The organism is Afipia sp. MLSD5-FHT05B12 (assembly GCF_058793355.1).
This window is the reverse complement of sequence record NZ_JBXAFS010000019.1, coordinates 46,150-59,494: the sequence shown is the minus strand read 5'-3', so window position 1 is coordinate 59,494 and position 13,345 is coordinate 46,150. Positions and strand designations below refer to the sequence as shown.

The window sequence follows — 13,345 nt, the reverse complement described above, 5'->3', positions numbered from 1 at the left end:
CGAGGGCGCGCGGGCAAATGCCGCCCGATACGTTGCCTCGCCGCCGGACGCGTGTGCTTACACGTCCACGTTGGCGTCGAGCGAGTTGTCCTGGATGAACTCGCGGCGCGGTTCGACGACGTCGCCCATCAGCTTGGTGAAGATGTCGTCGGCGGCGTCGACTTCCTTGATCTTCACCTGCAACAGCGAGCGGGCGTTGACGTCGAGCGTGGTCTCCCACAATTGCTGCGGGTTCATTTCGCCGAGGCCTTTGTAGCGCTGGTAGGTCACGCCCTTGCGGCCGGCGTCGGTGACGGCCTCGAACAGGCTGACGGGCCCGTGGATCGGCGTCTCGGTGTCCTTGCGGCGAAGCACGGCGCTGCGCGGATAGGCTTCCTGAAGCGCGGCGGCATATTCGTCGAGCTTGCGGGCCTCGGCGGAGCCGAGCAGCGCGTCGTCGATGATGGCGACATCCTTGACGCCGCGCACGGTGCGCTCGAAGAAATAGCCTTCGCCTTCGGTGAAGCGCCCGGCCCAGCCGCGCTCGACCTCGTCGGCCAGCGCGTCGAGGCGCTTGGCGATGTAGTCCGCGGCGGCGTTGGCGGTGTCGATATTGCCGACGACATGCGGGCTGAGTACGCCAGCGATCGCCGCCTGCTCGACGACGGTGCGGTTGTAGCGGCTGTGCAGATTGTTCAGGATGCCGCGTATGACGCGTGCGTCTTCCAACAGCGCCTGAAGGTCGCGGCCCTTGCGGTCTTCGCCGGACGACAGCTTCAGTACGCAGTCATCGAGGCCGGTCTCGATCAGATAATCTTCCAGCGCGCGCTCGTCCTTGAGGTACTGCTCGGACTTGCCGCGCATCACCTTGTAGAGCGGCGGCTGGGCGATATAGAGATAGCCGCCCTCGATCATCTGCGGCATCTGGCGGAAGAAGAACGTCAAGAGCAGCGTGCGGATATGCGCGCCGTCGACGTCTGCGTCGGTCATCACGATGATCTTGTGATAGCGCAGCTTCGAGATATCGAAATCGTCGCGGCCGATGCCGGTGCCGAGCGCGGTGATCAGCGTGCCGATCTGCTCGGATGAGAGCATCTTGTCGAAGCGCGCGCGCTCGACGTTGAGAATCTTGCCGCGCAGCGGCAGCACCGCCTGGAATTCCCGGTTGCGGCCCTGCTTGGCGGAGCCGCCGGCGGAATCGCCCTCGACGATGAACAGTTCGGACTTCGCCGGATCGCGTTCCTGGCAGTCAGCCAGCTTGCCGGGCAGCGAGGCGATGTCGAGCGCGCCCTTGCGGCGGGTGAGATCGCGGGCCTTGCGCGCGGCTTCGCGCGCGGACGCGGCCTCGATCACCTTGCCGACAATGGTTTTCGCCTCACTGGGGTGTTCCTCGAACCAGGCCGAAAGCGCCGCATTCAGCACGTTCTCGACCACGGGCCGCACTTCCGAGGAGACCAGCTTGTCCTTGGTCTGCGAGGAAAACTTCGGATCAGGCACTTTTACCGAAAGCACAGCCGTGAGGCCTTCGCGGCAATCGTCGCCGGTCAGTGCGATCTTTTCCTTCTTCGCCATGGCGTCGGCATAGCCGGTGACCTGGCGCGTCAGCGCGCCGCGGAAGCCCGCCAGATGGGTGCCGCCATCGCGCTGGGGAATGTTATTGGTGAAGCACAGCACGTTCTCGTGGTAGCTGTCGTTCCACCACATCGCGACTTCGACGCTGATGCCGTTCTGCTCCGAACGCATCACGATCGGGGCCGGCACCACGGGCTTCTTGTTGCGGTCGAGATATCTGACGAATTCCTCGACGCCGCCCTCGTAGAACAGCTCCTCGCGTTTCTCGACCGCGTGACGCATGTCCGAGAGCGTGATGTTGACGCCGGAATTCAGGAACGCCAGCTCGCGCAGGCGATGCTCCAGCGTGGAGAAATCATACTCGACATTGGTGAAGGTCTCGGTCGAGGCGAGGAATGTCACTTCCGTGCCGCGCTTGCCATGGGCGTCGCCGACGACTTCCAGCGGCGCGACGGAATCGCCGTGCTTGAACTGGATGTAGTGTTCCTTGCCGTCGCGCCAGACGCGCAGTTCCAGCTTGCTCGACAGCGCGTTGACCACCGAGACGCCGACGCCGTGCAGACCGCCGGACACCTTGTAGGAGTTCTGGTCGAATTTTCCGCCGGCATGGAGCTGGGTCATGATGACCTCGGCCGCCGAAATGCCCTCGCCCTTGTGAATGCCGACCGGAATGCCGCGACCGTCGTCGCGCACGGTCACCGAGTTGTCGGGATTGAGCACGACCTCGACGCGCGTGGCGTGACCTGCCAGCGCTTCGTCGATGGCGTTGTCGACGACTTCGTAGACCATGTGATGCAGGCCCGAGCCGTCGTCGGTGTCGCCGATATACATGCCCGGACGCTTGCGGACGGCATCAAGACCTTTCAGCACCCTGATCGATTCAGCTCCGTATTCCGCACCGAGATTGGCGACAGGTTCGGCGCTGGTTTGCCGGGCTGGTTCGGTCATGAGAAGCCTTCAAAGATGGATCGGCAGAAAGATCAAATCGGGCCGCAAAAAATGCGCCTTCGATTGTCGATTTGTGCCATGAAAACAGACAAGCTCCTAGGACAAAGTGGTGTCCCGCAAGCTATTGATTAGATGGTATTTTTTGTCTGTTTTTCAAGGCTTCGAAACGGCATTTCCGGGGCTGTGGAAAAGCCTGATTCGGGCAAGCTGAAAGTGCTGGTTGCCGACGGGATTGCGGCCCGGTTCAGCCGCGCGTGCGCCGTTTCACTGTTCCCGCTTCGACATCGAAAACGTCCGCGCGCGTGCCGAGGTCTGTGAACGCCACCGGATCGGCGCCGGTCATCCAGACCTGCGCGCCGAGCGCCGCGAGTTCGTCGAACAGCGCTGCGCGGCGATTGGGATCGAGGTGGGCGACGATTTCATCGAGCAAGAGGAGCGGCGTGATGCCGGTCATCTCGGCCACCAGCGTGGCATGCGCCAGCACAAGGCCGATCAGCAGCGCTTTCTGTTCGCCGGTGGAGGCATCGCGCGCCGGCATGTTTTTCGGTGCGTAGATCACCATCAGGTCCGTCAGGTGCGGACCGTTCAGCGTGCGCCCCGCGGCGGCATCTTTCGCGCGGCCCTCGCGCAGAATATCGCGGTAGCGGTCCTCCACGGCGGTGGCGGTCTCGGTCAGCAGCGCGTTTTCCATCCAGCCGTCGAGTGCAATCAGCGCCGATGGAAACGCGGATTTGCTGCCACGCGCGGCAAGCATCGAACTCAATCGTTGCAATGTCTGGCCGCGCTGGGCGGCGACGGCGACCGCGAGTTCCGCGGTTTCGCGTTCAATGGCGTCGCACCAGTGCGGATCGTGGTTGCGGTCTTCCAAGAGGCGGTTTCGTGAGCGCAGGGAGCGATCCAGCGCCGAGACGCGGCTTGAATGCTCGCTGTCGATCGCCAGCACCAGACGGTCGAAGAAGCGCCGGCGTTCTGATGCCGCGCCCATGAACAGGCCGTCCATCGCGGGTGTCAGCCACACCATGCGCAAATGATCGCCGAAGGCCGCCGCGGACGTCACCGGCTCGCGGTCGATCCGCACACGGCGGGGCGAGGACCCACCGTCGGCGCGCGGCGCGTCGATGCCGGTGCCGAGCGTCGCAAGCCCGAGTTCGCCTTCAATCTCGGCCGATACCGCCCAGGAGCCGTCGCCCTGGATATCCGCGACGTCATCGAACGTGGCGCGGCGCAATCCGCGTCCGGGCGAGAGAAACGAGATGGCTTCGAGACAATTGGTCTTGCCCGCGCCGTTGGGCCCGACCAGCACCACGACGTCGCCGCGCGTCTCGACGCTCGCCGCGCGGTAGTTGCGGAAATGCGTGAGGCTGAGGCGCAGGATGCGGGAGACGGTCATCGGGTGTTAGATAGCAGGCCCAAGAACGTCACAACAGGTTCTGGTCGTCATTGCCGGGCTTGACCCGGCAATCCATCACCCGCGTCTCGCTTTCCCTCTCCCCTTGTGGGAGAGGGTGGCGAGCGAAGCGAGCCGGGTGAGGGGTTATTTGTCATCGGGAAGGTTGGCAAGAATATCTTCGAGAACTGACGACGGCTTTTGCAGCACGTCGTTATTCCAGTAGCGCAGGGTTCGAAATCCCTCGGTGGCCAGGGCTTGATCTCTCTTGGTATCGCGAAGCGAGGCTTCGTGTTGACTCCCGTCGATCTCGATGACGAGGCGTTTGTCGAAGCAAGCAAAATCGAGAATGTAGTTTCGAAACGGTACCTGTCGGCGAAACTTGAGATGCGCGAGTTGCCGATGTCGCAGAAGCCGCCACATCGCAGCTTCCGCATCTGTCGGCTCGCGCCGCATGTTCTTCGCGAAGTTACGGATGGGTCTGGCGATCGGCCGATGATGCGGTTCTTGTGTCATTGAACCCCTCACCCGCCCTCGCTTCGCGAGGGCACCCTCTCCCACAAGGGGAGAGGGGAAAAATCACACCCGCATCGGCATCAGGACGTAAAGCGCGCCCTTGGAGTCCTTGTCCTGCACCAGTGTCGGCGAACCGGGATCGGCCAGCCGCAGCACCGCGACCTCACCCTCGATCTGGGCTGCGATGTCGAGCAGGTAGCGCGAGTTGAAGCCGATATCGAGCGGGTCGGATGCATATTCGACTTCGAGCTCTTCCGTCGCGCTGCCCGAATCCGGATTGGTCACCGACAACACCAGCTTGCCGGCGGACAGCGCCAGTTTCACGGCGCGGCCGCGCTCGGAGGAAATCGTCGAGACGCGGTCCACCGCCGCCTCGAAATCCTTCTTGTCGACGATCAGTTCCTTGTCGTTGTTCTGCGGAATGACGCGGCCGTAGTCGGGGAACGTGCCGTCGATCAGTTTCGAGGTCAGCACGACATCGCCGATGGTGAAACGGATCTTGCCCTGCGACAGTTCGATCTTGAGCTCGGCCTCGTTGTCCTCGATCAGGCGCTGCACTTCGCCGACGGTCTTGCGCGGCACGATGACGCCCGGCATGCCCTCGGCGCTCTTCGGCAGCGGCAGGTCGACCTGCGCGAGGCGATGTCCGTCGGTCGCGACCGCGCGCAGCGTCGCGGCCTTGGCGGTGCCCGCGGCATGCAGATAAATGCCGTTGAGATAGTAGCGGGTTTCTTCGGTCGAGATCGCAAACTGGGTGCGGTCGATCAATCGCTTCATGTCCGCGGCAGCCAGCGTGAACGAATGCGTCATGTCGCCGGCAGCGAGATCGGGGAAGTCGCTTTCCGGCAGGGTTTGCAGCGTGAAACGCGAGCGTCCCGCGCGGATCGCCAGCACGGAGCGGTCGCCGTCGCCTTCCAGCACGATCTGCGAGCCGTCCGGCAGCTTGCGCACGATGTCGTAGAACATGTGGGCCGGAACGGTGATCGATCCGCCGGTCGCGGTTTCGGCGGCCAGCGTTTCGGTCACTTCAAGGTCGAGGTCGGTTGCCTTCAGGCTGAGGCGCGACTTGTCGGCGCGGATCAGCACGTTGCCCAATATCGGAATTGTGTTGCGGCGTTCGACCACGCGATGGACGTGGCTCAGCGATTTGAGGAGTTGCGCCCGCTCGACGGTAACCTTCATGACAATTCCGCCCGATCCCAAGTCCGTAAGCTGATTGGAGATGCCGGGTGGCCGGACAGCACACCGCGGCGATTGGACCCGCAGACCGGAAAAACGGAGATTTCGCCGCACCCCACGGGGGCCGTAAGGTGACGCGAATGCGCTGGAAATTCAAGGGCAAGGCCGCGTTCCGGCGGTATTGTCCCTCGGTATCTCCGGCAATTCCGCGGAAAAACGTCTCCAGAGCTTTTCCGGCTTAGCTCTGGTCTTTTTGGTTTGACGCGTTTTCTTGACGCGAACCGGTGCCCACTTCGCTTGAAAACGCTATCGCCTTACTCCTGAAGCTGACGCTTCAGCAGTTCGACCTCGTCGGACAGCGAGACATCCCTGGCAACCAGCGCCTCGATCTTGCGAACCGCATGGAGAACCGTGGTGTGATCGCGGCCGCCGAACCGGCGTCCGATCTCGGGCAGGGAGCGCAGCGTCAGCGTCTTGGCCAGATACATCGCGACCTGACGCGGGCGGACCACATTGGCGGTCCGGCGCGATGACAAGAGGTCCGAGCGGCTGACATTGTACTGCCGGGCGACCACGCGCTGGATGTCCTCGATCTTGACCCGCTTCGGCTCCATTGGCCGGACCAGATCGCGGACTTCGCGTTCGGCCATTTCCAGCGTCACCGTGGTGGCGTTGAGCTTGCTGTGTGCGAGGAGGCGGTTGATCGCGCCTTCGAGGTCGCGGCCGTTATGGGTGATGGTCTTGGCGAGATACTCCAGCACCGGCATCGGCACATCGAAGGTGGCGTGATGCGCCTTGGCCGCCGAGACGCGTGATTTCAAAATTTCGAGCCGCAGTTCTTCGCCAAGCGAACCCATTTCGACCACAAGGCCGCCGGCGAGGCGCGAGCGCACGCGGTCGTCGAGGCTTTCCAGATCGGACGGCGGCCGGTCGGCGGCAATCACCACCTGACGTCCAGCGTCGATCAGCGCGTTCAGCGTGTGGCAGAATTCCGACTGGGTCGATTTGCCTTGCAGGAACTGAAGATCGTCGATCACCAGCACGTCGATACCGCGCAGCGCTTCCTTGAAGGCGAGCGCCGTCTGGGATTTCAGCGCGGCGACGAAGCCGTACATGAATTTTTCGGCGGTCAGATACAACACCTTGCGCTCGGGATTGGAATTCCCGGCCCAGGTCACCGCCTGCAACAGGTGGGTTTTGCCGAGGCCAACGCCGGCATGAATGTAGAGCGGGTTGAACATCACGCTGTCGCCGCGGCGGCCTTCGGCGACCTGACGTGCAGCAGCGTGTGCCAGCGTGTTGGAGCGGCCCATCACAAAGGTCGCGAATGTCAGGCGTGGATCGAGCGGCGAACCGCCGAGCGCATCGTGGCTGGCTGAGACCGGCGCGGTGGCGGTGTTGCGCAATTCAGGCGCGGGGCGGCTTGCGCCATTGCCGAGTTCCGGCCGACGTTGATCTTGCGGCGCCTTGGCGTCCTTCACCGGCGCCGCGCACCGTAGCGCGGTCCGCACCGTCAGTTCAATGCGCTTCACGCTCGGTGCTTCCGATTGCCAGCAGGCCAGAACCCGGTCGGCATAGTGCGCCTGAATCCAGCTCTTGAGGAACTTGGTCGGGACCGTCATGTGAACGCAGTCGTCATGGATGCGCTCAAGGTCCATGCGGGCAAACCAGCTGGTGTAGAAATCCTCGCCGACATTGGTCCGCAGCCGTCCCTTAAAGCGCGCCCACTGGTCGCGTTCGATGTCTGCCAGTTCGATGTTTGCCGAGATTGTTTCTGCCGAGATTGTCATTTGCGTTCTGATCTTTTGATTGAGTTTAAGGGCCGGCCAGAGCCGTGATGGTGTCCGTCGCTGACACGCGTTTCTTCCGTCGTCCGCAGACGCTCCGCCGTTCGGCGCCGATCGCCGCGGGCATCGCTCAGCTTTGGGAAGAAGACGTGTGTCGCGTTAGCGGGTACTGGAATGAGGCGGCGGACCGCAGGGCGCAGCTGGGGCGCTGACTGAAATGAAATCGCTGGAAATGAATGCTGTAAGGTCGCTGTGCCTGCTCTGACTGCTGGACATAGAAATTCCCCCTCCTGCCACAGGAAAACCATGGCAAGTTGTTGTCGCCTTGATCTGCTAGTCTTTTGTTCCGCCCGATCCGTTGACTGATCAGGCCTCAGCCGCCGCTTCGTTTTGCCCGTCCAAACCTGTCCCCTGCCCTCGAAGCCGGTGGGTTTTTCCTCCGCGGGTTTCTCGCTTTGTTACGCGGAGCCCGGAATGATCCGGCCGCCGCGGCGGAGAAATTTTTCGCGCAGAGGACCGCGCTCTCACAACTCACGTGAGTTCAGGCCCGACCATCGCTAGGAAAGCGTCGCTAACTTGCAGACCAATCGACTTGCATGCCCGCCCAAGAGTCTCAAACCGCGCTGATCAAGAGAGCCGTGGGCGACGCGACGTAATAAGAAATACACGAGGCGCTGCGCCCCGCAACGAAATTGATTTCGCATCGCGCGCTCAAAGCGCGACTTGCCGCTGATGCGAAACACGGAGCGGTTCATGACAAAACAGCAAGGTTTTGAATCTGTGCGCAGATTCGAAAAGTCGGACAACTGTCACAAATGGAGCGATCGGCAAAACTTCCTTCATAAATAATTTAAGATTCATCAGGCGGCGCACGCGTTTTCCAACTGCTGTCGCTCGCTATGCCGATAAGGTCTTCGCCAAACGTGTTTTTTTGTGATCGGCAGGACAGGGTAACCCCCACTCACGTTTTGAAGCAGGCGCATCACCGCGCTTGCATTTTCAAAATATCGAAGGCGCGCTGCGTGCGATTGGTGCGCGCGTCTTGAGCGGTGCTTGCATGCCGCTGGCTCTGTCACACGCCGAAGATGATTTGCGCGTGATGGTGCATGTGCAAAAGAAAAAGCCCGGCGCGCTGGCCGGGCTTTTTGCAGATCAACTTTTTAAGGATCAGTTTTTTCGCGACGCGTGCGCCGCGGAATTTACCTGGCGCTCTCTTACTTGGCGAGCTTGGCGATCTGATGGGTCAGGCGCGATACCTTCCGGCTCGCATTGTTCTTGTGAATGATGTTGCGCTGCGCGGCCTGCATCAGATCCGGCTCGGCCTTCTTCATCGCTTCGAGCGCGGCGGCGCGGTCGCCCTTCTTGATGGCTTCTTCGACATTGCGAACCGAACCGCGCATCTGGGTGCGGCGCGATTTGTTGATCAGGGTGCGGCGGGCAATCTTGCGCGTAGCCTTCTTGGCGGAGGTGGTATTGGCCATGGTCTCTCGGTTTCTCTCGGTCCGTCAGACCGCGGCTGTCGTTGTGAGCCGCCGGGCTGATTGCTATCGACCGTTCGGCCGATGATGGGTGAAAATCGGTGGTCCTGATAATGTTCTTCTCAAAGAGCCTGTTTAAAGAACATGCTCTCAAAGAACATCGGCGGCAGGATTGCGCCCGCCGCCAGTTGCGGGTTCTTATAGGGATACTGGCCTGCACCGTCAACGATTTCCGGGCCCATTTTGGGGTTTCCGGGGTTGGTTGGGGGGCCTGCCGGGGCCGGCGAAGTGATTGAAATGAATGGGGTGAATGATGATCCGTGGGTTTTTTCGTCTGATTGGGCTGTTTCTGCTGGTCATCGGCTTCCTGTCGCTGGTTTACGACGGGGCCCGGACCATTGCCGACCAGACGCTGCGGATCACGCGGCTCGGCGAGCTCTGGAACGACATCAACCAGGCCAGCCAGCAGTCGTTTCAGGTTATGGTCGAGGGGGTCTCGCCCTTGCTCTGGAACAGCGTGATGAAGCTTCTGCTCAATCAGCCGGCCTGGGCGGTCCTCGGTATTCTCGGCATCGTGCTGATGCTGCTGTTCCGGCCCTCCAAGCCGCTGATCGGTTACTCGCGGAATTGAGCAGCGTTCGCGGCGAGGCAATTCGCCTGGCGGGCAGATGCCGAGAGCGGGATCGCAAGCGTTTCAAGGGGTGATGCCGGACATATGATGAGCCGGCGGCGCGTAACGCTCTGACAATTGCCGCGTACAGGCTCATATATAGAGACGCGAACCGTTAAGGAGCATGCCATGTTCTTCTCCCGCAAGCCCCTCGATCTGCCGAGCGCCGCCGAGGCCCTGCCGGGCCGCGCGGTACCGCTGCCGACGGCCAAGACCCATTTCGTCAACCGACACGCGCTGAAGGGCCCTTATCCCGCAGGCCTCGAGACTGCGATTTTCGGTCTCGGCTGCTTCTGGGGCGCCGAGCGCAAGTTCTGGGAAATGGACGGCGTCCATGTGACCGCGGTTGGCTATGCCGGCGGGACGACACCGAACCCCACTTATGAAGAGACCTGCTCGGGCCGCACCGGCCACACCGAAGCGGTGCTGGTGGTGTTCGATCCGAACAAGGTGTCTTACGACGCGTTGCTGAAGACGTTCTGGGAAAGCCACGATCCGACCCAGGGCATGCGCCAGGGCAACGACATCGGCACGCAGTATCGCTCGGCGATCTACACCACCAGCGACGCGCAAGTGAAGGCGGCGCTGGCGTCGAAGGACGCCTACAACAAGGCGTTGAGCGCCAGGCGGTACGGTTCAATCACCACCGAGATCAAGCCAGCCGGCGAGTTCTATTTTGCCGAGGACTACCATCAGCAATATCTGGCGAAGAATCCCGCCGGATACTGCGGTCTCGGCGGAACCGGCGTGTCGTGCCCGATCGGAGTGGGCGTCAGCGCTTAAAGTCGGCGGCCGTTCCGGTCTTCGCCGGGACTTCGCATTGACGATTCTGCCGTAGTCTACGCTTACTCTTTGTTAACCATAAATGCTGCAAACCGGGCCTGTCTCTCATGTGAAGGCAGGCCCGGAGCGTTTCATGCGTGCGTCGCGGTTGTCGCTGATCGCTGTCGTTGTTACCGCGCTCGCATTGACGGGCTGCATGCAGACGTCCGCGCCTGTGACGACCAGCTATGCCCCGGCCGATGAGCCGTACCGGCTCGATGCCGGTGACAGATTGCGCATCGTCGTTTACGGCCAGGAAGGTCTCACCAACACCTATGCGGTCGGCGCCAGCGGATCGATCACCATGCCGCTGATCGGGCCGGTGCCTGCGCGCGGTCTGACGCCGGCAGAGCTTGCGGCAGCGGTGACGGCGCGTCTGAAACGGGGCTATCTGCGCGAACCTTATGTCGCGGCGGAGGTCGAGAGCTATCGTCCGTTCTTCATCCTGGGCGAAGTCACCGCCCCCGGCCAGTATCCTTACGTGCCCAACATGACGGTGGAGAGCGCGGTGGCCATTGCCGGTGGTTTCACCCCGCGCGCCGAGCGGAAGGCCATCAAGCTGACCCGCGTCGGCGAAGCGGGGGCCGCGCAGGCTGTGGTGCCGCCCGGCACCTTCCTCAAGCCCGGCGATACCGTCGTCGTTGCCGAGCGGTGGTTCTAGCGCGAGGCCTTTCCGGTGCGTCGTCCCCGGTGAACGGGTGTGAGGCGCTCTACCGCCACATCCAGTTGCGGCTCCAGTCGGCCTTCCAGCCGGTAAGACGTCCGCCGCGGAACTGCAGATAGAGCGGATCGTCGCGAAACGACCAGCGGCTGCCGCCGACATTGCGGATCACCAGAAAAATCTCATTGCCGGGCCGCCCGCTCACATAACTCAAGGGCTGTCCCAGCGCGTCGGTCGCGTCCTCCACGCTCATGCCGAACACCAGCGGCGTGTGATTGGACAGCGTCGTGGTGAAGGGAGAGGGCGGCAGCCGCTCCGCGCGCGCATCCACCGGGGTATGCGCAAGAGCGATGGCGACAAGCGGGGCGAACAACACTAGTGTCCCGAATCCGAAGTTCGCCTTTCCCTGCGGCATATCCTTGAGCGAACTTCGGATTCGAAAGGACACGAGCAAATTATTATTCTCGTGTGGTTTTGGTTCGCAAGTCCGCATACGGGGCTTGTGTCTGGAAAGATGCGGACTTGCGAACCACCACACGAGTTTCATGGGCAAATACTTGTTGGATTTGCCGTTCAAGGCAAGCCGAAACACAAATGAAAATTTCGGGGAAGGATCAACTTTTTGTCGGGTTTGCGGATAGGTGCGGGATCGGCGTGGTGGGGTGACCGCATCGAGCCGGCGAAACTCAATGCCGAGCGGGGCGATCTCGACTATCTCTGTTTCGAGACCATGGCGGAGGCGACCGTTTCCGCCGCGCAGGTGCGCAAGCGGCGCGATCCCTCGTTCCCCGGCTACGACACCTATCTCGACGACCGCATGAAAGCGGTGCTGCCCGGCTGCCTGAGGCGCGGTACGAAGATCATCAGCAACCAGGGCTGGATCTACCCGGACGGCGCGGCGCAGCGCATCGTCGAACTTCTTCGCGACCACGGAGCAAAAGGAAGGAAGGTTGCGGCGGTCTCCGGCAGCCTCGTCACCGACCGGATCGCAAAGCTTGGCGGCATCATTCTGGAAAACGGCGCGCCGGTCGGCTCCATTGCGTCCGAGATCATTTCGGCGGAGGCGTATCTCGGCGCGGAGCCCATCACCGAAGCCCTGCGCCAGGGCGCGGACATTGTCATCACCGGCCGCGTCGCGGACCCGTCGCTGTTTCTGGCGCCGATGATGCACGAATTCGGCTGGCGCGCCGATGATTTTACCAGGCTCGGCGCGGGCAGCGGCCTCGGTCATCTGCTGGAATGCGGCGCGCAGGTTACCGGCGGCTATTTCGCCGATCCCGGCTTCAAGGACGTTCCAAATCCGTGGGATCTGGCGTTTCCGATCGCCGAGGTCGAGAGCGACGGCTCTGCCGTGATCGGGAAAGTCGCGGGCACCGGCGGCGCGATCAACGCCATGACGGTGAAAGAGCAGATGCTCTACGAGGTGCATGATCCGGCGAACTACATCACGCCGGATGTGGTGGTCGATTTCACCACCGCCGCGCTGGAGCAGGTCGGCCCCGACCGCATGCGCGTCAGCAACATCGGCGGCAAGCCGCGAACCCCGACACTAAAAGTGTCGATGGGCTGCATGGAAGGCTTCATCGGCGAGGATATGTTCTTCTATGCCGGTCCCGGCGCGCTGCGCCGCGCGAAGCTCGCGAAGCAAATTCTCGAGGAGCGCTTTCGTGTTGTGAACCTCAAGGCCGACGATCTGCGCATCGACTTCCTTGGTCTCAACGCGATTCACGGCGAAGCCACACCAAAGGATGCGCCGGAGCCCTATGAAGTCGCGGTACGCGTCGCCGCGCGTTGCAGGACGCGCGAGGAAGCGCTGAAAGTCGGCCGCGAGATCGACGGCATGGCGGTGTCCGGTGTCGGCATGACCGGCAAGCGGGTGCCGCATCAGGACCGTGCCCGCGAGATCATCGGCGTGTGGTCCACCTTGGTGCCGCGCGAAGCCGTGCCGCCGGTCATCACCTGGTACGAGAGCTGACACATGCTGATCAAACTTGAGCGCGTGGCGCATGTGCGCTCCGGCGACAAGGGCAACACCTCGAACATCGCGGTGATCGCCTATCGCGATGAATTCTATCCGCTGCTCAAAGAGCAACTGACCGCGGCGCGGTTCAAGGCGTTCTATCGCGGCGCGATCAAGGGCGATGTCACGCGCTATGAGGCCGACAATCTCGCGGCGCTGAATTTCGTGGCGGAGGGCGCGCTCGGCGGCGGCGTGTCGCGCAGCCTCAGTCTCGACAATTACGGCAAGGCGCTTTCGGCGGCGATCCTCGGCTTCCCGGTCGAGGTGCCGGAGCAATACGCCAATCTGCTGCGCGGCGGATAAACTTCGATCCGCATCGAAACGAC

General features: G+C 62.4%; 12 protein-coding genes. 5 read left to right on the top strand and 7 right to left on the bottom strand.

What is annotated here, in order from left to right; genetic code table 11:
• Window positions 1–57 precede the first annotated feature (57 nt).
• The 6 genes from gyrB to rpsT all read right to left on the bottom strand — a co-directional run bounded on the left by gyrB (window position 58) and on the right by rpsT (window position 8,849).
• On the bottom strand, window positions 58–2,499 hold the full coding sequence (gyrB, locus tag AC1Q6J_RS19470; RefSeq protein WP_492280826.1) for a DNA topoisomerase (ATP-hydrolyzing) subunit B: 2,442 nt from the start codon (window positions 2,497–2,499) through the stop codon (window positions 58–60).
• Window positions 2,500–2,743: 244 nt separating this feature from the next.
• Window positions 2,744–3,889, bottom strand: coding sequence for a DNA replication/repair protein RecF (recF, locus tag AC1Q6J_RS19465; RefSeq protein WP_492280825.1), 1,146 nt, complete (start codon window positions 3,887–3,889; stop codon window positions 2,744–2,746).
• A 144-nt stretch (window positions 3,890–4,033) separates the two neighbouring features.
• The gene (locus tag AC1Q6J_RS19460; RefSeq protein ID WP_492280824.1) at window positions 4,034–4,402 is read right to left on the bottom strand and encodes an endonuclease domain-containing protein; all 369 of its coding nucleotides are present in this window, start codon (window positions 4,400–4,402) and stop codon (window positions 4,034–4,036) included.
• Between the two features lie 63 nt (window positions 4,403–4,465).
• A complete protein-coding gene (dnaN, locus tag AC1Q6J_RS19455; RefSeq protein WP_492280823.1) occupies window positions 4,466–5,584 on the bottom strand; it encodes a DNA polymerase III subunit beta in 1,119 nt (372 codons plus the stop codon).
• A gap of 311 nt (window positions 5,585–5,895) precedes the next feature.
• Window positions 5,896–7,332 carry a chromosomal replication initiator protein DnaA gene (gene dnaA, locus AC1Q6J_RS19450; protein WP_492280850.1) on the bottom strand — a complete coding sequence of 479 codons (1,437 nt, stop codon included), beginning with the start codon at window positions 7,330–7,332 and terminating at the stop codon, window positions 5,896–5,898.
• Between the two features lie 1,250 nt (window positions 7,333–8,582).
• Window positions 8,583–8,849, bottom strand: a complete 267-nt coding sequence (gene rpsT / locus AC1Q6J_RS19445) for a 30S ribosomal protein S20 (protein WP_006023567.1) — start codon at window positions 8,847–8,849, stop codon at window positions 8,583–8,585.
• A 310-nt stretch (window positions 8,850–9,159) separates the two neighbouring features.
• Between rpsT and AC1Q6J_RS19440 the strand changes: the two genes are divergently transcribed.
• The 3 genes from AC1Q6J_RS19440 (at window position 9,160) to AC1Q6J_RS19430 (ending at window position 10,999) form a co-directional block, all read left to right on the top strand.
• Window positions 9,160–9,477, top strand: coding sequence for a hypothetical protein (locus tag AC1Q6J_RS19440; protein ID WP_492280849.1), 318 nt, complete (start codon window positions 9,160–9,162; stop codon window positions 9,475–9,477).
• Window positions 9,478–9,645: 168 nt separating this feature from the next.
• Window positions 9,646–10,299: a peptide-methionine (S)-S-oxide reductase MsrA gene (msrA, locus tag AC1Q6J_RS19435; RefSeq protein WP_492280822.1), complete on the top strand. Its 654-nt coding sequence runs from the start codon at window positions 9,646–9,648 to the stop codon at window positions 10,297–10,299.
• 133 nt (window positions 10,300–10,432) lie between these two features.
• Entirely contained in the window at window positions 10,433–10,999 is a 567-nt protein-coding gene (locus AC1Q6J_RS19430; protein ID WP_492280821.1) for a polysaccharide biosynthesis/export family protein, read from the top strand.
• Window positions 11,000–11,048: 49 nt separating this feature from the next.
• On the opposite strand, the gene AC1Q6J_RS19425 is transcribed toward AC1Q6J_RS19430, so the two are convergent.
• A complete protein-coding gene (locus AC1Q6J_RS19425) occupies window positions 11,049–11,414 on the bottom strand; it encodes a hypothetical protein (protein WP_492280848.1) in 366 nt (121 codons plus the stop codon).
• A gap of 207 nt (window positions 11,415–11,621) precedes the next feature.
• On the opposite strand from AC1Q6J_RS19425, the gene AC1Q6J_RS19420 reads away from it, so the two are divergent.
• Both AC1Q6J_RS19420 and AC1Q6J_RS19415 read left to right on the top strand, forming a co-directional pair.
• The gene (locus AC1Q6J_RS19420) at window positions 11,622–12,974 is read left to right on the top strand and encodes an acyclic terpene utilization AtuA family protein (protein WP_492280820.1); all 1,353 of its coding nucleotides are present in this window, start codon (window positions 11,622–11,624) and stop codon (window positions 12,972–12,974) included.
• 3 nt (window positions 12,975–12,977) lie between these two features.
• Window positions 12,978–13,322, top strand: coding sequence for an AtuA-related protein (locus AC1Q6J_RS19415; RefSeq protein ID WP_492280819.1), 345 nt, complete (start codon window positions 12,978–12,980; stop codon window positions 13,320–13,322).
• Window positions 13,323–13,345 lie beyond the last annotated feature (23 nt).